The organism is Candidatus Merdisoma sp. JLR.KK006 (assembly GCF_036941035.1).
GTDB lineage: Bacteria > Bacillota > Clostridia > Lachnospirales > Lachnospiraceae > Laedolimicola.
This window is the reverse complement of record NZ_JAYMNS010000002.1, coordinates 316,326-339,665: the sequence shown is the minus strand read 5'-3', so window position 1 is coordinate 339,665 and position 23,340 is coordinate 316,326. Positions and strand designations below refer to the sequence as shown.

Annotated in this window: 22 protein-coding genes; 21 read left to right on the top strand and 1 reads right to left on the bottom strand. The window is 43.7% G+C overall.

Annotated features, from left to right (window positions below; translation table 11 throughout):
* Positions 1-76: 76 nt before the first annotated feature.
* From uppS to rseP, 4 genes are all read left to right on the top strand, one after another.
* On the top strand, positions 77-787 hold the full coding sequence (gene uppS, locus VSQ61_RS03190; RefSeq protein ID WP_334342981.1) for an undecaprenyl pyrophosphate synthase: 711 nt from the start codon (positions 77-79) through the stop codon (positions 785-787).
* On the top strand, positions 788-1,621 hold the full coding sequence (locus VSQ61_RS03185) for a phosphatidate cytidylyltransferase (protein WP_334342980.1): 834 nt from the start codon (positions 788-790) through the stop codon (positions 1,619-1,621).
* Between the two features lie 181 nt (positions 1,622-1,802).
* Positions 1,803-2,945 carry a 1-deoxy-D-xylulose-5-phosphate reductoisomerase gene (dxr, locus tag VSQ61_RS03180; RefSeq protein WP_334342979.1) on the top strand — a complete coding sequence of 381 codons (1,143 nt, stop codon included), beginning with the start codon at positions 1,803-1,805 and terminating at the stop codon, positions 2,943-2,945.
* 1 nt (position 2,946) lies between these two features.
* Positions 2,947-4,080, top strand: a complete 1,134-nt coding sequence (gene rseP, locus VSQ61_RS03175) for an RIP metalloprotease RseP (protein ID WP_334342978.1) — start codon at positions 2,947-2,949, stop codon at positions 4,078-4,080.
* Positions 4,081-4,147: 67 nt separating this feature from the next.
* Here rseP and VSQ61_RS03170 read toward each other — a convergent pair whose 3' ends face one another.
* Complete coding sequence (locus tag VSQ61_RS03170) at positions 4,148-4,606, bottom strand: MerR family transcriptional regulator (RefSeq protein ID WP_334342977.1); 459 nt, start codon at positions 4,604-4,606, stop codon at positions 4,148-4,150.
* 213 nt (positions 4,607-4,819) lie between these two features.
* Between VSQ61_RS03170 and VSQ61_RS03165 the strand changes: the two genes are divergently transcribed.
* The 17 genes from VSQ61_RS03165 (at position 4,820) to VSQ61_RS03090 (ending at position 23,297) form a co-directional block, all read left to right on the top strand.
* Positions 4,820-5,950, top strand: a complete 1,131-nt coding sequence (locus VSQ61_RS03165; RefSeq protein ID WP_334342976.1) for an aldo/keto reductase — start codon at positions 4,820-4,822, stop codon at positions 5,948-5,950.
* Positions 5,951-6,133: 183 nt separating this feature from the next.
* Positions 6,134-6,331 carry a hypothetical protein gene (locus VSQ61_RS03160; RefSeq protein ID WP_334342975.1) on the top strand — a complete coding sequence of 66 codons (198 nt, stop codon included), beginning with the start codon at positions 6,134-6,136 and terminating at the stop codon, positions 6,329-6,331.
* 47 nt (positions 6,332-6,378) lie between these two features.
* Positions 6,379-8,514 carry an acetyl-CoA decarbonylase/synthase complex subunit alpha/beta gene (gene acsB / locus VSQ61_RS03155; protein WP_334342974.1) on the top strand — a complete coding sequence of 712 codons (2,136 nt, stop codon included), beginning with the start codon at positions 6,379-6,381 and terminating at the stop codon, positions 8,512-8,514.
* 271 nt (positions 8,515-8,785) lie between these two features.
* Complete coding sequence (gene dinD, locus VSQ61_RS03150) at positions 8,786-9,637, top strand: DNA damage-inducible protein D (RefSeq protein WP_334342973.1); 852 nt, start codon at positions 8,786-8,788, stop codon at positions 9,635-9,637.
* Positions 9,638-9,659: 22 nt separating this feature from the next.
* Positions 9,660-10,025 (top strand): ACT domain-containing protein, encoded by a 366-nt coding sequence (locus VSQ61_RS03145; RefSeq protein ID WP_334342972.1) that lies wholly within the window; start codon positions 9,660-9,662, stop codon positions 10,023-10,025.
* Between the two features lie 11 nt (positions 10,026-10,036).
* Positions 10,037-11,212, top strand: coding sequence for a hypothetical protein (locus VSQ61_RS03140; RefSeq protein WP_334342971.1), 1,176 nt, complete (start codon positions 10,037-10,039; stop codon positions 11,210-11,212).
* A 146-nt stretch (positions 11,213-11,358) separates the two neighbouring features.
* Positions 11,359-12,246, top strand: coding sequence for a helix-turn-helix domain-containing protein (locus VSQ61_RS03135; protein ID WP_334342970.1), 888 nt, complete (start codon positions 11,359-11,361; stop codon positions 12,244-12,246).
* Between the two features lie 473 nt (positions 12,247-12,719).
* Positions 12,720-13,409: an alpha/beta fold hydrolase gene (locus VSQ61_RS03130; RefSeq protein ID WP_334342969.1), complete on the top strand. Its 690-nt coding sequence runs from the start codon at positions 12,720-12,722 to the stop codon at positions 13,407-13,409.
* A gap of 607 nt (positions 13,410-14,016) precedes the next feature.
* Positions 14,017-14,685 (top strand): CRISPR-associated protein Cas5, encoded by a 669-nt coding sequence (gene cas5, locus VSQ61_RS03125; protein ID WP_334342968.1) that lies wholly within the window; start codon positions 14,017-14,019, stop codon positions 14,683-14,685.
* On the top strand, positions 14,682-16,748 hold the full coding sequence (locus VSQ61_RS03120; RefSeq protein WP_334342967.1) for a hypothetical protein: 2,067 nt from the start codon (positions 14,682-14,684) through the stop codon (positions 16,746-16,748). The genes cas5 and VSQ61_RS03120 overlap by 4 nt, the downstream gene beginning before the upstream one ends.
* Complete coding sequence (locus tag VSQ61_RS03115) at positions 16,741-17,610, top strand: type I CRISPR-associated protein Cas7 (RefSeq protein ID WP_334342966.1); 870 nt, start codon at positions 16,741-16,743, stop codon at positions 17,608-17,610. The genes VSQ61_RS03120 and VSQ61_RS03115 overlap by 8 nt, the downstream gene beginning before the upstream one ends.
* A complete protein-coding gene (locus VSQ61_RS03110) occupies positions 17,610-19,787 on the top strand; it encodes a DEAD/DEAH box helicase (RefSeq protein ID WP_334342965.1) in 2,178 nt (725 codons plus the stop codon). Before VSQ61_RS03115 ends, VSQ61_RS03110 begins: the two co-directional genes overlap by 1 nt.
* 78 nt (positions 19,788-19,865) lie before the next feature.
* Positions 19,866-20,555, top strand: a complete 690-nt coding sequence (cas4, locus tag VSQ61_RS03105; protein WP_334342964.1) for a CRISPR-associated protein Cas4 — start codon at positions 19,866-19,868, stop codon at positions 20,553-20,555.
* Positions 20,552-21,583: a type I-C CRISPR-associated endonuclease Cas1c gene (gene cas1c / locus VSQ61_RS03100; protein WP_334342963.1), complete on the top strand. Its 1,032-nt coding sequence runs from the start codon at positions 20,552-20,554 to the stop codon at positions 21,581-21,583. Before cas4 ends, cas1c begins: the two co-directional genes overlap by 4 nt.
* Positions 21,584-21,630: 47 nt before the next feature.
* Positions 21,631-21,921: a CRISPR-associated endonuclease Cas2 gene (gene cas2, locus VSQ61_RS03095; protein ID WP_334342962.1), complete on the top strand. Its 291-nt coding sequence runs from the start codon at positions 21,631-21,633 to the stop codon at positions 21,919-21,921.
* Between the two features lie 269 nt (positions 21,922-22,190).
* A complete protein-coding gene (locus VSQ61_RS22910) occupies positions 22,191-22,322 on the top strand; it encodes a hypothetical protein (RefSeq protein WP_502877015.1) in 132 nt (43 codons plus the stop codon).
* A gap of 162 nt (positions 22,323-22,484) precedes the next feature.
* The gene (locus VSQ61_RS03090; protein ID WP_334342961.1) at positions 22,485-23,297 is read left to right on the top strand and encodes an MBL fold metallo-hydrolase; all 813 of its coding nucleotides are present in this window, start codon (positions 22,485-22,487) and stop codon (positions 23,295-23,297) included.
* The last annotated feature ends 43 nt before the right edge of the window (positions 23,298-23,340 follow it).

Genomic DNA, 23,340 nt, shown 5'->3' with positions numbered 1-23,340 from the left:
GTACTTGTGGCTGGGAATTGATTTAGGTTAAGGTGTGTTGAAAGGATATTACGGAACTTAAAATAGGAGAATTATAATGAAGATACCACAACATGTGGCAATTATTTTAGACGGCAACGGCCGCTGGGCCAAGTCCAAGGGCATGCCCCGGAACTATGGTCACGCTCAGGGAAGCAAAAATGTGGAAACCATATGCCGGGAAGCCTGGAACATAGGGATCAAGTACCTGACGGTATATGCCTTTTCCACCGAAAATTGGAAGCGTCCCCAGGAGGAAGTGGATGCATTGATGAAGCTTCTGCGTAATTACATGAAGACCTGCCTGAAAACTGCCGAAAAAAATCATATGCGTGTTCGTGTAATCGGGGATAAGACAGGGCTGGCAGAGGACATCCGAAAACGAATTGATGAGCTTGAGGAAGCTTCCAAAAACAATGACGGTCTGAATTTCCAGATTGCCATCAATTACGGCAGCCGGGACGAAATGATCCGTGCCATGAAAAAAATGGCGGCGGATCAGGAAAGCGGTCAATTAAAGCCGGAGGATATTTCCGAGGAAACTTTCACATCCTATTTGGATACGGCGGATATTCCGGATCCGGATTTGCTGATTCGAACGAGCGGAGAGCAGCGGCTTTCCAACTTTCTTCTCTGGCAGCTTGCCTATACGGAATTCTATTTTGCTGATGTACATTGGCCTGACTTTACAAAGGATGAACTGATGAAAGCAATCGAGGCTTATAATGGACGTGACAGGCGTTATGGCGGGGTTAAGGAGGAGGCATAGTTGAAGTCATTTTTTACCAGACTTGTCAGTGGAATCATATTGCTGGCGATTATGATTGCAGCCGGGATTTTGGGCGGATGGTTTTTGCTTGGTCTGACACTACTGATTTCTGTGATTGGATATACAGAGTTTGCCAGGGTGTTTCAGCTTGAACGTAGAATTTTTGGAATTTTGGGAGGGATGGTCTCCGTTCTTTATGTGCTGCTGGTTGGAATGGGAGTAAACAGGTATGTGCTGGGGAGTCCGAGTACTCTGGTCTGCCTGCCTTTGCTGCTGTTTGCATACCTCCTTTTGCTTATGGGGATCTATGTATTTACATTTCCCAAATACCGGATTGAGGACGTTATGTCTGCCTTTTTCGGTGTTATCTATGTTCCGGGCATGCTGTCTTTTCTCTACCTGGTTCGGATGTCTGATCTGTTCGGGTACGGAATGGGAATGTCTTTGTATTGGCTGATTTTTATATGCTCCTGGGGCTGTGATACCTGTGCCTATGCGGTGGGAATGCTGATTGGAAAACATAAGCTGGCTCCTGTGCTAAGCCCGAAGAAGTCGATTGAGGGTGCCATAGGAGGAGTTGCGGGTGCGGCACTTCTTGGATTTCTGTACGGAAGCTTTTTTATGGCGGAAAGGGCGGGTGTCTGTGCCCTGCTTTGTGGAGCCGGGGCCGTGCTTTCTCAGATTGGAGACCTGACGGCTTCTGCTATTAAGCGGAATCATGATATTAAGGATTATGGCCATTTGATTCCCGGTCATGGAGGGATCCTCGATCGGTTTGACAGTGTGATTTTTACAGCACCGGTAATATTTGTTCTGGCAATGCTGAGTTTGTAAAAAGATATCTAAAGTGCCCTGGGGCATATATCTTTATGCCCTGAGAAAACGGGCGGATTAAGGAAACACCCTACGGGTATACTTTTATGCCCTGAAAGGATGGGCAGATCAAGGAAACACCCTACGGGTATACCTATATGCCCTGAAAGGATGGGCAGAACAAGGAAAGGAACGGATAAGAATGAAAAGAATTGCTATACTGGGTTCTACCGGATCGATTGGAACACAGACTTTGGAGGTTGCCCGTGAGAATGGAGATCTGGAGATCGTTTCTCTGGCGGCAGGCTCCAATGTGAAAAAGTTAGAAGAGCAGATTCGGGAGTTTTCTCCGAAGCTTGTGGCTGTCTGGACAGAGACGAGTGCAAAAGATCTGCGGGAACGGATTCGGGATCTGGATGTAAGGGTAGTTTCAGGTATGGACGGACTGGTGGAGGTCTGTACCTGTCCGCAAGCGGAGATTGTGGTCACGGCCATTGTGGGAATGATTGGAATTATACCTACCATTGCGGCTATGAAAGCAGGAAAAGACATTGCTTTGGCAAATAAGGAAACTTTGGTGACTGCCGGGCATATGATTATACCATTGGCAGAAGAGACAGGAGTGAAGATTCTTCCGGTGGACAGTGAGCACAGCGCCATTTTCCAGTGCCTGCAGGGAGAGAACCGGGGGCAGCTTAAGAAGATTCTCCTTACGGCATCCGGCGGACCCTTTCGTGGAAAAAAACGCTCGGATTTGACAAAGATTCAGGTGGAGGACGCTCTTCGGCATCCCAACTGGGCTATGGGGCGGAAGATTACCATTGATTCCTCTACGCTGGTTAATAAGGGATTGGAAATGATGGAGGCGAAATGGCTTTTTGGCGTGGAGCCCAGGGATATTCAGATTGTGGTTCAGCCGAAGAGTATTATTCATTCTATGGTGGAGTTTGTGGATGGGGCTGTGATTGCCCAGCTTGGCACGCCGGATATGAAGCTTCCTATTCAGTATGCCCTGTATTATCCGGAGAGGCGGTATTTGCCCGGAGAACGGCTGGATTTTTGGAAGCTGACGGAGATTACCTTTGAGAAGCCGGATATGGAGACTTTCCAAGGGTTAAAGCTTGCCTTTGATGCTGCTGCTGCGGGCGGGTCTATGCCTACGGTGTACAATGCAGCCAATGAACGGGCGGTGAGCAAGTTTCTGGAACGGAAGATTGCCTATTTGGAAATTCCGGAGATTATTGAAGCCAGTATGGAAGTGCATAAGGTGATGCCCAATCCCACGGTGGATGAGATTCTTGAGACGGAACAGACGGTATACGAATTTATTGAAAGCAGGTGGTAAGTTGAAAATCTTACTGGCATTGATTATTTTTAGTTTAATTATTATTATTCATGAGTTGGGGCATTTTCTCCTGGCTAAAAGGGGAGGCATCCGGGTCAATGAGTTTTCCCTTGGCATGGGGCCCCGGATCTTAAGCAAACAGATAGGGGAGACCCGCTATTCTTTAAAACTCCTGCCCTTTGGAGGTTCCTGTATGATGGAGGGAGAGGATGGATATAGTCCGGAGACGGATGCTCCGGGCAGTATGATGGAGCGGACGGAGGTTGTAGATGTACTTTCCGGGGAGAAGAACCGGAGGAGACAGGTAGTGCTGGTAAACGGAATTCCGGAGGATTCCTTTGCGGCAAAGTCTGTCTGGACTCGGATTTCCGTAGTGGCGGCAGGGCCGATTTTCAACTTTATTCTGGCTTTTATTTTGTCCTTGTTTGTGATTGGAAGTATTGGGTATGATGCGCCGGTGGTGGCGGCTTTGACGGAAGATTATCCGGCGGCGGAGGCTGGTATGCAGCCTGGAGATCGGATTGTGAAGATGAATAATACCCGGATTCATGTGTATAGAGAAGTCAGTATGTATGTGCAGATGAATCAGGGGAAGACGGTGGAACTGACCTATGAGAGAGATGGGGAGCGCCATACGGTGATTTTGGAGCCTAAGCAGTCGGAGAGCGGGATGTATTATCTGGGATTCCGGGGTTCCGGGATTCGGACGAAAGGGAATATTCTTAAGACTATTGGATATAGCGCTTATGAGGTGAAGTATTGGATCTCTACTACGATTAAAAGCCTTGGGATGTTGTTTGGCGGCAGTGTGGGAGCGGAGGATATCTCCGGTCCCGTGGGGATTGTGAATGCCATTGGGGATACTTATGAGAGCAGCCGGGCGGATGGGGCTTTTTATGTTTGGCTGAATATGCTTTACATCTCTATTTTGCTTACGGCGAATCTTGGGGTGATGAATCTTCTGCCTTTGCCGGCCCTGGACGGGGGCAGGCTGGTTTTTCTGTTTCTGGAGGCTATTCGGGGAAGAGGGATTGATCCGGAGAAAGAGGGGATGGTGCACTTTGTGGGGCTGATGGTTTTGATGGCTCTTATGGTGTTTGTGATGTTTAATGATTTTCGGAATATTTTAATGTAGGCGGACGGGACTGCCGGAAAATAAGCTGGGAGGCTTATTTTCCGGCAGTCCCTGACTTTGGGGACGGTTATTCGCCGGCAGATTTTTGCTGGAGTTTTTGCTGGATGCTTCGGAAGCGTTCGTGGATGTCTGAGGGGGTTAGGGTTTCGTGGATGTCACAGGTTCCGGCTTTCTGGGCGGTTTCGTAGTACCATTCTTTGTAGTCGAGAATTTCTAAGGTTTCCTTAAGCTGTGTTATCTGGGAGAGAACTTGTTCTCTCTGGCGGCGGAACATGGCCAGGCGTTCGGGGATGGTGGAGTCGCCTTTTTCACACCATTCCATGAAGAGCTTAATGTCTTTGATGGACATGCCGGCTTTTTTCAGGCATTCGATTACAGACAGGGATTCGAAGTCTCTGTCGCTGAACATGCGGATGCCTCCGCTGGAACGCTCTACGAAAGGGAGTAAACCCTCTTTATCGTAATAGCGGAGAGTGGAGGGTGGGATGTTTAGTTTTTTTGCAATTTCTCCTACTGTGTAAAACATGGTTTAACCTCGTTTTTGTGTGTAAAATCAACATATGGATATGGTATGGTATTCATTTAGCTCGAAATGATTGTGCTTTTGACAAGGATTGGTAATTTTTCCTTGACTTAAAGCTGACTTTAAGTTGTAGTATATAAACATAGTTTCATGAATGGTTTGATTATAACTGAAATTACAACAAAAAGTCAAATGCTTGGAAAGGAGAACAGAATTATGGTTTACAAGGATTTTCAAGGCATGAAGCTGTCTGCTCTTGGCATGGGAACGATGCGCCTGCCTGTGGCGGACGGGGATGATGCCAGGATTGACGAGGCTGCTGCTCAGGAGATGGTGGATTATGCCATGGAGCAGGGGATTAATTACTATGATACGGCCTGGGGCTATCACAGCGGCAATTCGGAGCTTGTGATTGGGAGGGCTTTGTCTCATTATCCCAGAGAGAAGTATTATCTGGCTACAAAGTTTCCGGGATATGACCTTTCTAATATGGATAAGGTGGAGGAGATTTTTGAGAAGCAGCTTAAGAAATGCGGTGTGGAATATTTTGATTTTTATCTGTTTCACAATGTATGTGAGATGAATATTGATGCTTACCTGGATAGAAAGTATGGGATTTTTGATTATCTGGTGGAGCAGAAAAAGAAAGGACGCATTCGGCATTTGGGATTTTCCGCCCATGGAAGTGTGGAGGTTATGAAGCGCTTTTTGGATGCCTATGGAAGTGAGATGGAGTTCTGCCAGCTCCAGCTTAATTATCTGGATTGGAGCTTCCAGAATGCAAAGGGCAAGGTAGAGCTTTTGAAAGAGTGGAAGCTTCCTGTATGGGTGATGGAGCCGCTGCGGGGAGGAAGGCTTGCCAAGCTTTCGGATGCTGCCGAAGAGAAGCTTTTGGCTCTTCGTCCGGAAGAGAAGATTCCGGCCTGGGCATTCCGTTTCCTGCAGACCATTCCGGAGGTTGCCATGGTTCTTTCCGGTATGTCGGATTTCACGCAGCTTAAGGAGAATTTACATACCTTTGAGACGGAGAAGCCTTTGAATGAGACAGAGAAAGAGACGCTTCTTAAGATTGCGGACGGTCTTCTTGGAGGAACACTGCCTTGTACGGCCTGTCATTATTGTGTGAGTCATTGTCCCCAGGAACTGGATATTCCGAAGCTTCTCAGTCTGTATAATGAGCATTGCTTTACGGGAGGTGGGTTCCTTGCTCCTATGGCATTGGCTGCCGAGCCGGAGGAGAAGAAACCCGGCGCATGTGTTGGATGCAGAAGCTGTGAGGCGGTCTGTCCTCAGGAGCTGAAGATTTCTGAGGCTATGGCAGATTTTGCGGAGAAGCTGAAAGGGTAGTGTAAGGAGAAAAATAGAAATTGCTGATTGTATTTCTGCTTACGGGAATCTGGCATGGAGCAAATTATACCTTACTCATATGGGGCTTCTTTATGCAGTGCTTCTGATTGGAGAGAGGCTGTTTTATTCCGGTGATGACAGCATTTTATTCTGAGTCAGGAGGAAATGGAGGAGTACTTGGGAATGATGAAATGGCTTCAGGAGCTGTGCGACGAGAAAGGGATTCAGCTGCTTCCCGTTGCGGAGAAGGTGATAAAGCTGTTGGAGGAAAATACAAAAACAGATATAGATTTGGTTTGTAATGGATCCGGGCCTTGGCGATTTTCACAAAACCCCTCCCAGGGGATATTGACTTCCTTATACAAGAGTGATAAAATTTGAATTATATAGGGTATCAAAAACATTAAACCCAAGGAGGGACAGATACTATGAGCGTATTAACAGATTTGATTTATGGAGGCTCCAATGCGGTTGCGGGTCTTACCGAGAATGCCGTAAATGATGCCATTGCAAAGCACGGAGAGGACAAAAAGGTTGCAATGCCGGATACGGCGTATTTCCTGCCTACTATCTATGCGGCAACAGGCGTGAAAGTAAGTAAGTTGGGCGATCTGCCTGCCTGCGTGGGCGTATTGAAGAGCCTGATTACCAACAAGGAGGATTTGGGCGATGCCCTCAACGCCGGACTTGCTACGGCAGTGGGAGCTGAAATTATCGAGGCCTTAAAGTATGTGGAGAGCGCAGATCCTTATGCAGAGGACAGCGGCATCGGCTTTGTTCCGGACCCGATTATCCGTTCTCTGGGCGTTCCGCTGGTAACCGGCGACATCCCCGGCGTGGCTGTTGTGCTGGGCAAGGCGGATGACGCTGCAAATGTAGTGGATGTAGTAAAGGATTATCAGAGCAAGGGTATTATGACTTTCCTGATTGGCGACGTGATTGAACAGTGCATGGAGGGTGGCGTAAAGATCGGTCTTGACTTCCGTGTGGTTCCTCTGGGACATGACGTTACCTCTGTGATTCATGTAGTTACCGTTGCCATTCGTGCGGCTCTGATCTTCGGTAATGTAACACCGGGCGATCTTCCTGGACTTTTGGCTTATACCAAGGAAAGAGTTCCTGCATTTGTAAATACTTTCGGAGCACTGAATGAAGTAGTGGTATCCGCAGGAGCAGGTGCTATCGCTCTGGGCTTCCCGGTAGTGGCAGATGTGGATCTGGGCGAGAATCAGGTTCCGGGCGCTCTGGAGTCTGTAACGGATCACGCTGTGACCGTGAAGAAGTCCTTAGAGCTTCGCAATATTAAGATTAAGGTAAAGGAGCTTCCCATTCCGGTTGCATTTGCTTCCGCATTTGAGGGTGAGATTATCCGTAAGGGTGATATGCAGGTTGAGTTCAGTTCCCATAAGCAGCCTACCTGTGAGCTGGTTCAGACAAGAGAGGACAGTGAGGTTGAGGATCACAAGATCACCATTGTTGGCGGCGATCTGGACGCTTTGGAAGCAGGCGGAACTTATGCGCTGGCTACCTTTGTTGAGGTTGCAGGGGCTAAGATGCAGTCTGACTTTGAGTCTGTAATTGAGCGTAAGATTCATGCTTGGTTCAACTATATGGAGGGTGTAATGCACACCGGACAGAGAAATCAGATTCGTGTGCGTATTAATAAGGAAGCTTTTGAAAAGGGCTTAAGGCTTACCCATTTTGCAGAGGTTCTCTATGCAATGATTATGGACGAGTTTGATATTGTTGTGGATAAATGTCAGATTACTATGGTGACGGATGCTGCCAAGGTGCAGGAGATTCTGGACGGAACGGCTATGCCGGCTTATGCATCCAGAGACCAGAGACTGGAGTCCCTAACAGACGAGAGCGTTGATGTATTCTATACCTGTACGCTGTGTCAGTCCTTTGCTCCCTCTCACTGCTGCGTGGTAACGCCTGAGAGACTGGGACTTTGCGGAGCCGTTTCATGGCTGGATGCAAAGGCTACCAAGGAGCTGACACCTACCGGCCCATGCCAGCCTATTTCCAAGGAGGGCTGCGAGGATGAAGTAAAGGGTGTATACCCGGATGTAAATAAGATGGTAGAGCAGGCCACCCAGGGCGCTCTTTCCAAGGTTACGCTGTACTCCATCATGGAAGATCCCATGACCTCCTGCGGATGCTTCGAGTGTATCTGCGGTATTGAGCCATTCTCCAATGGTGTTATCATTGCCAACCGTGAGTATGCCGGCATGACACCTCTTGGAATGACCTTTGGCGAGCTGGCTTCCATGACGGGCGGCGGTGTGCAGACCCCCGGATTTATGGGACATGGAAGACACTTTATTGCTTCCAAGAAGTTTATGAGCGCAGAGGGCGGCTTTGAGCGTATCGTATGGATGCCCAAGGAGCTTAAGGATGACGTGGCTGAACGTTTGAATAAGTCTGCGAAAGAGAAATACGGCATTGACAACTTCTGCGATATGATTGCGGATGAGACCGTTGCTACGGATGAGGAAACCTTGATGGCATTCCTGACTGAGAAAGGACATCCGGTATTAGGATTGGAGCCGATTATGTAATTCATATCAGAATAGTAGTCTCTAATATATCCCTTTAGGCATGCATTATGGTGCACCCGTAAGGTATATTTTTGGGAGACAGAGTTTGCCTATTAGAGGATACCTGTAGGATATGATTTTTAGAAGAAATAGTTAAGTGAAAATTTCCCCCGTTTGCAGTTAAGGAGCTGTGGACGGGGGATTTGTTCCTAGCGTTGAATGAAAGTCTGAAAAGGAATATCAGACTGCCGCAAATAGATTGCCAACAAGATTGAAGAAAGGAATTGCATTTATGGACAAGAGAAAGCTTCATATTATTATGAAAGAATTCGATAATGCGGTGAATACAACAGAGGAAAATATAGAGTATTGGTACGCCAGAGAGTTAATGGAATTATTGGGATATAGTCGTTGGGAGAATTTTGAAAAAGCCATAAAACGTGCAGTGGAATCCTGTGAAACTTCACAAATCGAACCACGAAACCATTTTCGTGAGGTCACGAAAATGGTTCGACTGGGAAGTGGAGCGAAAAGACAGATTAGAGATTATATGCTTACCAGATACGCTTGTTATCTGATAGCAATGAATGGAGATACAAATAAAGAGGAGATTGCCTTTGCACAAAGTTATTTTGCGGTACAGACCAGAAAGCAGGAAGTAATTGAGGAGAGAATTGCCTATATTGAACGGACGCAGGCGAGAGAACGGTTAAAAGAATCGGAAAAAAGATTGTCTCAAAATATTTATGAGCGTGGAATTGATGACAGTGGATTTGCAAGAATTCGCTCTAAAGGAGATCAGGCGTTGTTCGGCGGATACTCTACAAAGGATATGAAAGCAAAGCTAGGTGTAAATGATAAGAGACCTTTAGCGGATTTTTTACCTACATTAACAATAGCAGCTAAGAATCTTGCGACAGAAATGACAAATTATAATGTAGAGGAAAAGGATTTACAGGGAGAGAATGCGATTACAATAGAACATGTTCAAAATAATACCGGGATTCGGCAAATGCTTGGCAAGCGAGGAATTAAGCCGGAAGAATTACCGGCGGCAGAGGATATTAGAAAGTTAGAGAGAAGAAATAAAACACAGGATAAGAAAATTATAGAGAAATCAGGGAACTTTGGAGAGAATAATTAGGAGAATAGGCAGGAATTGGGAGATGAAGCTGAACAGGATTGAACAAGATTTTACCATTTGTACGGTTGCTGATGAAGGTGAGATTGATCTCACAAAGGAATTCTGCTTTGTGGGGAAGACGGATGAAGAGATTTCTCTGGTCTGCATGACGGAGGATGTGCCGGAGCATACTTTGCAAAGAGAGGATGGATGGAGGGCTTTTCGGATAGAGGGAGAGCTTGATTTTTCTTTAATTGGGATTTTGGCAGGGATATCTGCCTTGCTTGCAAAGGCCAAGATTGGGATTTTTGTGGTGTCTACTTATCGGACGGATTATGTGCTGGTGAAGAGGGCACAGTATGAGGACGCACTTGAAGTCCTTGCAGGTGCAGGGTATGAGATAAATTAAGGGGACGGAAGATGAAAGGAAACAGATTTTGGGCGAAACTTTTCCTGGGGTTAGTCAGCGGTTTGTGCCTGGGGCTGTTGTGCGCATGCAAAGGGGGAAGCGTTCCGGAAGATGACCCGATTGCAGAAGAAGAACAGACAGAGTATGCTGCTGATTTGGAGAATATGGATACGAAAGAAGAGGCTTCTCAGGGTGAAGACGGACTTTCGGAAGAAGAGAGGGCGCTCTACGAGGCATATTTACAAGCGGAATATGCAGGCGAGGAATGGCTTTATGCCTATTGCGATTTTGACGGCGATGGTTCTATGGAGCTCTATATTCGCAGAAAGGATTCGGAACGAAATTTTGGCCGTGTGATGAAATATATCCAGGGCGGTCTGACAAGTGCGGAAAGCGGGGAGATATCAGGAGAATATATAGAAGAATTACTCTGGTCAGAGCTGCCATGGGAAGCATCGGGTGAACAGGAAGAAATGACACATGAGGGTATTTATGCCTATATAGATCAAAATGTGGAAAATCACGAATTCTGGTATCCAGATGAGCAGGTTTTTTTAGAGCAATATGGATTTGCCAATGAGAAGCCGTTCTATGAATACATACTGCCGGATGGTACACAGCGTTTAAAGTTTTATTATAATGAGGAAACACAGCTTGGCTGCGGAATCGATTATTATGAACGGGATCCCTCGGATATTATGACTTCGGGAGCTTGTGGATTTACATTTCAGGGGCTGACGGAGGAATGGAGTGCAGATGGGATTTCGGTGGATTATGGCAGATTTGAAACGGTAGGTGGTGATGTGCTTTCGGGGGAAGAAAGCTATGAGGAAATGATTGAGTACGATGGGGCATCCGAACAAGTGTCACATTATGAGGTGAACGGGGCCGTAGAAGAGGGAGAAGAGCCGGAGATTTTGTTGTGGATGGATTACCAGTATTATCCCAATGGAAATCTGAAAGAGAGATTTTACTATCATAATCCACGGATGTTTGGAACATGGTATACCACATGGCAGAGTTATTTTGATACCTGGGGCAGGCTGGAGCATGAGTATATTTATATTACGCACGGATGGCTGGAGTATTATTATTTATATGAGGGTGAGGGGGAAATGCCGGCATATTGTCTTAAGCTGGACAATAATGTTGGATGGTTTATGCCGGAGTTTATGAAATATCAGTGAATCTTGAAAAATGCCACGCAAAGTAGCGGAAAATCCCCACAAGCCACTCTTGCTTTCTTGTTTTGTAATGTGTGGTTTCCTATACTAAAGCTGTAAAAAAGAAAACAAAAAAATATTATGGAACGGGAACAGGAGGATTGACAGATATGACATTTGGTGAAAAATTAAAGTCCATTCGCAAACAGGCAGGAATGTCTCAGGAAAAGCTGGCGGAGAAGCTAGGGGTATCCAGACAGGCGGTTACGAAGTGGGAAACGGATGCAGGGATTCCGGATATTGAAAATATTATGGCGATCTCTGCGCTATTTCATATTTCCATTGATGAATTGCTGTCGAATAGGGTGGCAAAGAGCAGTCAGCCGGATTATCTCTATGAAAGTGTGACGGAGTATGATGTGGATCGTCCCAAGAATTATGATATCAATCTTGGCGGTGCTCATGAGGTATTTTTATCCGGCTGTGAGGGGGAGAAGATTCATGTTCGGCTTGCATCCAATATCCTACCGACACTGGAACAGGATTTTAAGGTGAGGATTGATGATAACAGAAACAGTATGGATGTGGATATCAGCCGCAGAAGCACAGTGACGGAAGCCTCCGCAAAAGAAAGTCTGGTGATATTTCTGCAGATTCCAAGGCAATATCTGAAAAAAATGGAGCTTGCAGTAAATGGAGAACGGGTTGAGGTAAGGAATTTGGAATGTGAGGAGTTGGAGCTTGATTTGAAAGTGAGGCGGCTAGAGCTTCGGGATGTAGCCGGGCCTGTGGAAATTGACTGTAATCTGGATATGGATATCCGCTGCCATTCTTTAAACGGGGAGATATCCGTGAATCAGATATCGGCATCTTCCCGAATGGGAGTGCCGGCGGGAATAGACTTTGGCGCTGTCTGCAAGGGGATTGGCACCCATATTTTTTATGAGAGAGACGGAAAGCAGGTGGAGAGTTTTTCCAATCCGGAGGCGGAGCAGGTGATTGAATTGAACGGAATCAAGAGTGAGCTTGTGATATATCCTTTGGAGCAGGGGAGATAATTCATATCATTTTCGGAAAACAAATTGCTATGTAGATTACATTATGATAGGATTATGATATACCAAAGAAGATCCGTTACAAATGATGATAAATGATGGAAAAATGGAAATATGATGATATTATTTGATGACGAATACATTTATCCAACTTATGTCGCCGGCAAGGAGAAAGAGACTGAGGAAAGAGCGGAAAGAAAAGCGGAAAAAGAGCAGAAAAGAAAGCAAAATAAGTCACTCGGAAGTTATATGAAAAAGGCAGTTCCCCAGAGGATATTGCAGAGATCCTGGATGTACCCATGGAAGAAATAAAACAATGGCTAGGTTTAGCTTTCGTATAAGGGAACATAAGCAGTTGAAAAGCAGATGATTATGACGAAAATGTGGGGCTTGGGGCTTTATAGTCGATTCCGCATTTTCGCCATATTTTAATATGGGTAATCAATATCTTAATGGACGATAAAAGAGAGGGAACAATGAGCATAAAAAATTATTACAAAGAAGCAGGTGAGGGATTTCCGTTGATTCTGCTTCACGGAAACGGCGAGAATCATGAATATTTCATTCACCAGATCGCCAGGTTTTCAAAAACTCACTGGGTATTGGCATTGGATACCAGAGGGCACGGGAAGACGCCAAGGGGGCATGCACCCTTTACCATTGCACAGTTTGCAGAGGATTTAAAGCTTTTCTTTGATGAGCATAAAATCCAACAGGCGGATATTCTGGGATTTTCCGATGGGGGAAATATTGCTATGGCATTTGCCACGAAGTATCCGGAGTGTGTCCGAAATCTTATTTTAAATGGGGTCAATCTGGATTCAAAGGGAGTAAAGGCTTCTGTGCAGATTCCTATTACCATAGGATATAGGATTACAAGCCTCTTTGCTTCCAAAAGCCCAAAGGCCCGCCAAAATGCGGAGCTGCTTGGACTGATGGTTCATGATCCCAATGTGAAGCCAGAGGATTTGCGGAAAATCAAGGCAAGAACGTTGGTGATTGCGGGAACAAAGGATATGATTAAGCGTTCTCATACGGAATTGATTGCCCGCAGTATCAAGGATGCGGAGCTGGTCTTTTTGGAGGGGGATCATTTTATTGCCAATAAGAGGGCGGAGGCGTTTAATGGGGTGGTGGAGAGGTTTTTGCAATATACGAATTTATGAAATATATTGAGATTAAAAAATAGGCACAATATCTTTTCTATATTTTAAAAGAAATGGAAGAAAGCCATTTTGCTTGTAGATGGATTTGACCAGATAAAAAACAAATGAGTGCATTCAGATGCAACTGGCTGAAATGGAAGTTGCTGTAACTGTAGCACTCAAATCACTAATCAAATGTTTCAATCCACACATAAAATTTTTATATAAAGATTTCATATGACATAAGCTGATGAATTTTCAACTATATGCATCATAGCATAAAATGTTTTTATAGTAAAGTAAAATTGTTGCCTGGGCTAGTTGTAAAAAAATGAGACGGAAAATCCATCCCACTGTTAAGTTACGCTTTGGGTGGTGAAATATTCTCTTATAACTGTCTCACTTGGGGCTGAGATATGCCCGATCATAATTGTCTCTGTTAAAGGTCGAGATATACCGTTTCTTAAACCAAATTGCATAACTTATATTTAGTATACTCAAATAACATAAAATCAGCAACAGATTTTTTGGAGGTATTTTATTGTAATATAAACCAAAGTATGATATTTTTATATTAATTACTAATCAAATGAAATTTTAAAATAAAACGAAAGGAGAGATGAGGTATTTGAACAATAAAGTATATTCTGTTTCCATGGAGATTGCAGGGAATACAGCTTTATGGACAAGACCCGATAGTGGTGATTCACCCAGTTCTTATGAGGCACCAACCTACTCTGCAGTGCGAGCGTTATTTGAGGGAATACTTTGGGGACCTGCGGTACTAATAATTCCTCGAAAAGTAGAGTTATGTAAGCAGCCACAATACCATACTTATGTAACAAATTATGGGGGTCCATTACGTAGTTCTAAATCAGTAAAAAGTGGAAATAATTATCAACTTTTTGCAACTGTTCTGGTAGATGTGTGCTATCGCCTTTACGCTGATGTGGTGGCAAATCCAAATAAAGAAATGTTACCAGACAAGGCAAGCATATGGGAGCGACGGACAACGTCGCCAGGTCACGCATATCAAGAAATGTTTAATCGCAGATTAAAATGTGGGCAGTCCTACGCCACCCTTTTTCTGGGATGGAGTGAGTTTACTGTGTCCTATGTAGGACCCTTTCGGGAAAAAACTCAAGTGTGTACAGATTTGCCGGATATTCCTATTCCTTCTATGCTCCGAGAGGTGTTTCCGGATGGGTATCGCTCATCATATCGGGCCGTATATGACAATGACTTGTGTATCCACAGGGGAACGTTGGTTTACCCGGAAAGAGGTGCCTGCCTATGATTAACGAATTGTACCAGCTTTCTAATGCAATGGAAAAAGCTGAAATACATGCCCAAAGCTGGCATCGCAAATACAAGCCTATTCCAAATATCAGAGCAAAAGCACCGTGTATACGCATCTCTTTACATCATGGGAAAGTGACCGGTATTTCTGAGGTTGACAGTGAGTTGGGGGCACAGCTGCGTAAATATGGTTCAAATCAAGGCTCATATCCATGTATGAACCTTGTGCCGCTTTATCGGATAACTGACGAGAATGTAAAGAAAAGAATTTCGGAGCTTTTACCGGAAGAACTGGATGATTCCGAAATTGAAATGATAAGAAGCTGGTGTTCAGAGGATAACTGGGGGGCAAAATTTCGAAATAAATATAGGATTTCCATGGAAAGCGTTCCGCAAGAGCTCCAAACTATGCTTGGAACTTTTAGATATAAGCCTTTAGAAATTTTAATGGAAGAAACTTTTGGCTTTCTTAAACCGGAATTGCTACATAAAGAGTTGGAAGATTTATTGTTTCACATGCTACGTCACAAAGAGAATGTAGCACTTGCCCTTTTGGTATTGTTTCATTTTGGAAGCTCCCGGAAAGCGGCAGGGGACGATACGGGTTCTCTTTCTGTTGTGTTTGAAAGTGAGGAATTAATTCATAGGGGTATTCCTGTGGTCAGTGTACGGTTTACGGAAGAATTAAATGCAGCATTGTTAAATGCAGATGCAGCTGAAGAATGCATTACGAAGGACAGTATAACAGATGCATTTGGGATAAGCTTTATGCCAATAGAAGAGCCCATGCCAGAAGTAAAATTGGCGGGAGGATTTGACGTTAAGCTTCGCACAATGTTTAAAGAGCAGTATTGCCAGACACGTTATGGAAGAATTGAAAATGCCAGTTACCCTATTTCTCCGGCTATGCGAAAAAAATTACAGGCAGCATTAAATTGGCTTGGTAGTAGTGAGCAGAGAGAATTGACTTGGATTAATATAGGTAAAAATGAGATTTTATTTGCATATCCTTATGAAATTCCCCAAGGAACGGGAGCTATTAGCTTTATCCGAATGTTTAAAAGGCAGGAAAGTAAAGAAAACTCGTTCGAAACACAGGCAAAGCGGTTTATATTGGAACTGAAACAGGTTCGGAAGCCGGGAACAGATTCACATGCGGAGAACATACGGATATTTATTTTGCGAAAGATTGATAAAGCAAGAACAAAAATAATTTATAGCCGTTTGACGAATGCTTATGAATTGGAACAATGCAGTGAAGAATGGGCGATTGGATGCGGGGACAATTTGCCCAGGTTTTCTTTTGGGTCACCCAAAGTTCCCTTTCCCTTGGAAGTGGCAGATATCCTTAATCGTATATGGAAGCAGGATGGGACATTGGCGAGTAATAAGTTTGAGGCATATCCAAAGTATTATGGTATGAAATTATTGATGGAACAGGAACTGTCAACACAGAAGGACTTGCATATTTTAGTGCAGGGAGCAGCAGCGATTGGGGCTTATTTGAGCAGGCTAAGTATGGAAAACCCGCAAGATCCGATTTGGTGGAAAGTAAAAGATATGCTTGCACTTTTGGGACTGTTACTTTATTGGGAGAATATAAGAAAGGAGCAATATATGGAAGATTATCCTTATATGTATGGGCAATTATTAAAAGCATTTGATGAACTGCATGCATTATATTGTATTGTGGAAAGAGACGGAGAATTGCCGTTACAACTGGCAGGGGGAAGTGTGTTCCAGGCGGCATCAGATGCTCCGGTGCGTACTTTGAATCTTTTAGGGCAACGAATGGGTCCCTATCTTATGTGGGCAAAATCCTATCGGACGAAGGAAGTGGAGAAAAAAAATAAGGAAAGCTGGCGTGCCGGATGGCTGCTTTTTCTGTGTGAGAAAATAGCTCTCAAGATTCATATGCATTGGAAGGAGGAAATCCGGCTAACAGATGCGGAAAAGGCTCAATTGTTTATCGGATATTTAGCAGCTTTTCCCAAAAAGGAGCAGATGGAAGATATAGAACCTATTATTGATAAAATGGAGGAGGAAAGTGAAAATGAATAATGAGATAAAGCGTGCCACAGGTCTTTTGGTTATCGAGGTAGTGAATTCAAATGCCAACGGAGATCCGGATCGTGAGAGCGATCCCCGTCAACGTCCCAATGGCTGTGGAGAAATTTCGCCCGTATCTTTTAAGCGAAAATTGCGTGAATTGGTGGAGGATCATGATGCACCATTTTTTAAATCCTTACCAGATAAATTTCTTCAACATTCAGAACGCTATTGGATTCTTGAGCATAGAGGGCGTGATCGAAAGTTGATTGCTTCGGAAATGGGGACGAATCCCGACAAGTTTATGGAGAGTGAATTTGTACATAAATACTGGGATGCTCGTGTGTTTGGAAATACATTTCTTGAAGATGGGGGAAATAAAGGGTTTATAAAAACCGGTGTTGTGCAGTTTGGCATGGGAGTATCGATTGCTCCAATTAATATACTGCGTCAGACAAACACAAATAAGGCGGGTGTACAGGAAGGAAAAAATGCAGGGATGGCACCGCTGGCATATCGTGTAGTAGAGCATGGAGTGTACTGTATGCCTTTCTTTGTAAATCCTAATTATGCACATAAAAGTGGTTGTACGGCAGAGGATATTGAGCTGTTGAAATTGCTCATTCCGAATGCCTATGATATGAACCGATCTGCAATACGTCCGGATGTCCGTCTTCGCCATGCTTGGTATGTGGAGCATAAAAGCATGTTAGGAAGCTGTCCGGAATATCTTCTTCTGGAAGCATTGACCCCAACACGTATAGATGCGAAGAATGAGCCATCTACCAGTTGGGCCGATTACCAAGATGTGAGGGAGCTTCCGGATTCAGTGTTGGAACGAATAGACAATATTGTAGATTTGGTAAATCTGTAATGACTTATCTGGCACATAGTAAAAAAGACAATTCTTCTCCACAGACATATGCGGATCATGTTAAAGGAGTATACATAAGAGCTGTTAAATATGCAAAAGAGGCAGAAGCTTATGCTTGCAAAACAAACGGGTTGCTTCAAAGTGTGGCTGGTAATAGTGCTATTTGGCATGATTTGGGGAAGCTGGATGATGAAAATCAAGCAGTTTTGCAGGGAAAAAGCTTGGGCAGTCATTTACCGGTAAATCATGTGGATGCCGGAGTTGCGGCGTTAATAGAGCAAAAGTGTTCATATTCAGCATTGAATGTCTTTGCACATCACAGAGGACTTCCGGAAATTTGCGAAAATGCTACGTTCAGAGATGAACATCCTGCAATCCGTAAACATGTTGATGAAACTTTAAAAATAATGCTTATACGGCATCGGCAGGAAATAACATTATTGGACAAAGGCCAAGAAGAAGTATATGATTTTAATGGAGAGCCCAATCTGTTATTGCGTATGATGCTATCTTGTCTGGCTGATGCAGATCATATGGATACTGCATTGGCATATGGACAGGCACCGGAAAATGAAGAACTGCCCAAGTTACAAGCAGAAGAAAGACTTGCTTTATTAGACAGCTATGTTTCTGAATTTAGAGGAAATGATGAGCGTAGCAAGCTTCGGAGGAAAATGTATTTTGATTGTCGTAATTCAAAGACAGAAGGAGGATTTGCTGCGTGTGACAGCCCGGTAGGTTCAGGAAAAACTACAGCTATTATGGCACATTTATTGAAACAGGCCATAGACAGAAAATCAAGGCATATTTTTGTGGTTCTTCCTTACACAAGTATTATTACGCAGTCTGTTGATATTTACAGGAAAGTGCTGGTTCTGCCGGGTGAAGAGCCGGAACAGGTAGTAGCAGAACTCCATTATCGTGCGGATTTTCAGGATATGGATGTGCGGTATTTGACATCTCTTTGGCGTGCGCCTATTATTGTAACAACAGCAGTAGCATTTTTTGAAACGTTGGCATCTAATAAGCCTTCTGCTTTAAGGCGGTTGCATGAATTACCAGGCAGTATGATTTTTATAGATGAATCTCATGCTGCTTTGCCGGCAAAGCTTCTTCCGCTTGCATGGCATTGGATGAATGTTCTGGCAGATGAATGGGGCTGCTATTGGGTTTTGGCATCCGGTTCATTAGTTCACTTTTGGGAATTAGAGCCTTTGTGTTCTATAGGTATTGAATGCCCTAAAGTCCCTGAACTTGTTAATGCTTCATTGCATGAAAAATTAATGACATATGAAAAAAATAGGATTGCTTATCGATGGAATCCGGATTCGTTAAGCAGAGAAGAATTATGTGAATGGGTACAAAGTATGCCAGGGCCACGTTTGCTTATTTTAAACACGGTGCAAAGTGCCGCAGTTATTGCAAATGATTTATGCCAGAAGTTCGGTCGTGAATGTGTAGAGCATCTTTCTACGGCGTTAACGGCGTCAGATAGAAGTGCAACAATTGAAAGCGTGAAAGCACGATTGAGAAATATGACAGATAAAGATTGGACTTTGGTGGCGACTTCTTGTGTTGAGGCAGGTGTTGATTTTTCCTTTTGTACAGGTTTCAGAGAAGTTTCGTCATTGTTGTCTCTCCTGCAGGCAGCGGGCAGGATTAATCGTCATGGTAATATTCCATGTGCAGAAATGTGGAGTTTTACTATGCAAAATAATTCTATGCTAAAGGGAAATGATGCATTAGAAGCATCAATTAATGTCTTGACAGACTATTTCAGGAGAAATGTTTCCATTACTCCAGAGCTTAGTACTTCCTTTATGAAAGAAGAAATTGTGTATAATGATATTTGCCTAAAAGCGATGAAGAAAATGTTGGAAGCTGAATGGACCATGCAGTTTGAAACAGTGGCAAAACAGTTTAAAGTGATCGATTCAGATACGGTAACAGTGGTAGTAGATCCGACACTTGCGGCTCGAATTCGGGATGGAAGAGGAGACTGGATTCAACTTCAGAAACATGCAGTATCTATTAGCAGAAAAAAGATAAAGGAATGGGGATTAATAGAGATTGCAAAAGGCGTTTACCAATGGACGTTATCGTATGATTCATTTCTTGGTTATATGGATGGTGTACTTGGGATTGAGCGAGAAAGAAAAGATTTTTTGAATTTTTAACAGAATAAAGAAAAATTCTAAGACACAGTATTTATGAAAATGGGATATTAAAATGATGAAAAGGATTTTAGAAATAATATGTATTTGGAAAGGCTAGATAAATATAAAGAAGAGGATTATCTGATGCTCTCCGGAATTCAACATTTTTCATTTTGCAGAAGACAGTGGGCGCTCATTCATATTGAACAGCAATGGGATGAAAATCTAAGGACTGTAGAGGGAAATATTTTTCACAAAAGGGCTCATGATGGTTATTCATCAGAAAAAAGAAAGGATGTTATCATATCCAGGGGAATGCCGGTATTTTCCCGCACACTTGGAATCAACGGCGTATGTGATATTGTTGAATTTTGCCGAGATGATAAGAGGGGCGTTTCTTTGCATGGCAGAGAAGGCAGATATTTAGTTTATCCGGTAGAATACAAAAAGGGACAGCCGAAAGAGGATGAAGCAGACATTCTTCAGATGGCAGCACAGGCTATGTGTTTGGAGGAAATGCTGGAAGGTGAGGTTGAAAAGGGATATTTATTTTATGGAGAAATCCGACGGCGCATAGAGGTATCCTTGAATGAAGAAATCCGGCAGAGGGTGAGAGATACGTTTGGGGAAATGCATCATTATTATGAACGCAGATATACGCCGAAGGTAAAGAGGACGAAAGCCTGTAATGCGTGTTCTTTGAAAGATTTATGTCTTCCAAAATTGATGAAAGAACGATCTGTAAAAGAATATATTTCCAAATGGGTAGAAGAGGAGAACGAGGATTGAAGAAGCTGCTGAATACACTTTATATTACTTCCGCAGACAAATATCTATCTTTAGATGGGGAAAATGTAGTTGTACTGTCTGATAAACAGGAAGTGGGCAGAGTGCCGTTACATAATCTGGAAGCTATTGTGACATTTGGATTTACAGGAGCAAGCCCTGCTTTGATGGGAGCATGTGCGAAAAGGAATGTGTCACTTTCTTTCTTGTCCCAATCAGGGCGTTTTTTGGCCAGGGTTTCAGGAGAAGAGCGGGGAAATGTTCTGTTAAGAAAGAAACAATATTTTCTATCAGAAGATGAGAAAGCCAGTTTGAATATTGCTCAAAATTTCATAATTGGGAAAGTGTTTAATGCCAGATGGGTGCTGGAACGTGCAACACGGGATCATGCGATGCGTCTGGATGTGGAGCGAATGAAAAGAGTTTCCGGGCAATTAAAGAAATCATTAAGTTCTGCCCAAAATTGTGATTCTATAGGAACTTTGCGAGGGATCGAGGGAGAAGCGGCAAGCTTGTATTTTTCCGTATTTGACGAAATGATTTTACAGCAGAAAGAGGATTTTTCTTTTCGTATAAGAAGCAGGCGTCCTCCTTTGGACGCAATAAATGCATTACTTTCTTTTACCTATACTTTGCTGACACATATGTGTGTGGCAGCATTGGAAACGGTGGGAATGGATCCTTATGTGGGATTTATGCATACGGATCGTCCGGGAAGAGCATCTTTGGCTTTGGATTTGATGGAAGAATTGAGGCCGGTGTTTGCAGATAGGTTTGTCCTTTCTTTGATTAATAAGCGGATGGTATCCTCCTCCGGATTTCGGCAGAAAGAAAATGGGGCGGTTATCATGGATGATGATACCAGAAAGAATGTTTTGTCGGCATGGCAGATGCGAAAGCAAGAAGTAATCAAGCATCCCTTTTTAGAAGAAAAGGTAGAATGGGGGATGGTGCCATATACACAGGCATTGCTCCTGGCACGCTATATTCGGGGAGACTTGGATGCATATCCGCCATTTATGTGGAAATAAGAAAATGTTTGGCAGTATGACAAGAAAGTGGTTTTAGGGGGATTGAAATGCTTGTGCTGATTACTTATGATGTAAATACGGAGACGGATGCAGGAAAAAAACGCCTGCGCCGTGTGGCGAAGCAATGTGTGAATTATGGAAAAAGGGTTCAAAACTCAGTTTTTGAATGTGAAATGGATGCAGCTAAATGTAGAGAGGTGAAAGCAATTCTGGAAGAGATTATTGATGTTAAGAAAGATAGTCTGCGTTTTTATTATCTGGGGAACAATTACAAAAATAAAGTGGAGCATATTGGTGTAAAAGAAAGTTTGGATGTGAATGGTCCTTTGATTTTTTAGTGCGAATCGTAAGTGAACATAAAAAGTGTGGGGATTCGCACTGGAATTTGTGGGGGGTTTTGTGGATTTAATTTTTTTAAATATGGTGAATAAGTAGTAAGATTAGTTATTTTTGTGAAAATAGTCAGGAGATTGCTTTTGGGTTGGCATTGTTTTGGCTGTTTTTGCTGTCATCCTCCACACGGAGGATGTGGATTGAAATTATACAAAGGCAGAGTGGCACAGGTTCGAGGAGTGTCATCCTCCACACGGAGGATGTGGATTGAAATATGGACGCACTGAACGGAACGGCGGCGGAAGTGTGTCATCCTCCACACGGAGGATGTGGATTGAAATATACCAATCCCATGGTATTCAAACGACTTTCGACGGTCATCCTCCACACGGAGGATGTGGATTGAAATTAGTTCATCACGGCGTATGTTTTGAACCATCTCCGTCATCCTCCACACGGTGGATTGAAATAATGATATAGGCTGAACCCGAAGCGCAAAACGATTGTCATTCTCCAATGATAGTAATGATAAAGTAGAAATAAAAGATTAAAAAAGGAGACCCACCCCATGGAAGCAACAATCTTAGTAGACAACCTAACAAAAAATAACCTATCCCCCGAATGGGGCCTGTCCGTCTACATAGAATACGGACAACACAAAATCCTCCTGGATACGGGAGCTTCCGGACGCTTTCTGAAAAATGCAGAAGCCATGGGAATCCCTCTTGCAGAGGTAGACTGCGGTGTGCTGTCCCATGCCCATTACGATCACGCAGACGGCATGGGCGATTTCTTCGCCTGCAATCCCAATGCAGTTTTTTACTTAAGAGAGGGAGCAAAGGAGAACTGCTATGGAAAGAAATGGTGCTTTCGCAAGTACATAGGCATTCATCGGGGCTTCTTAAAAACATACCGAGAACGGATAAAATATGTTTCAGGAAATTGCAGGATTCTGCCAGGCGTTACCTTAGTTCCCCATAGCACAAGGGGATTAGAAGAGATCGCAAAACGAGTAAATCTGTATGTAAAAGAGGGAAGAAGGCTCCGGCCGGATTCCTTTTCCCATGAGCAAAGCCTGGTTTTTGATACAGAAAAAGGACTTGTGATTTTCAGTAGCTGCTCTCATGGGGGAGCAGACAACATTATTCGTGAAACTGAGGCCGCATTCCCAGGAAAACGGCTCTATGCTATGTTGGGCGGCTTTCATCTCTACAAATCCTCCGATGCAGAAGTAAGGGCCTTGGCAGAGCGCATCCGAAAGACAGGAATTCAAAAGATTTACACAGGGCACTGTACAGGACAGAGAGCATTTGATATATTAAAGGAAGAACTGGGGGACTGCGCAGAGCAGATCTATACTGGGATGGAAATAGAATTGTAACTTTGACAACGTTCAAAAAGAACAGAAGAATATTCTGCATGAT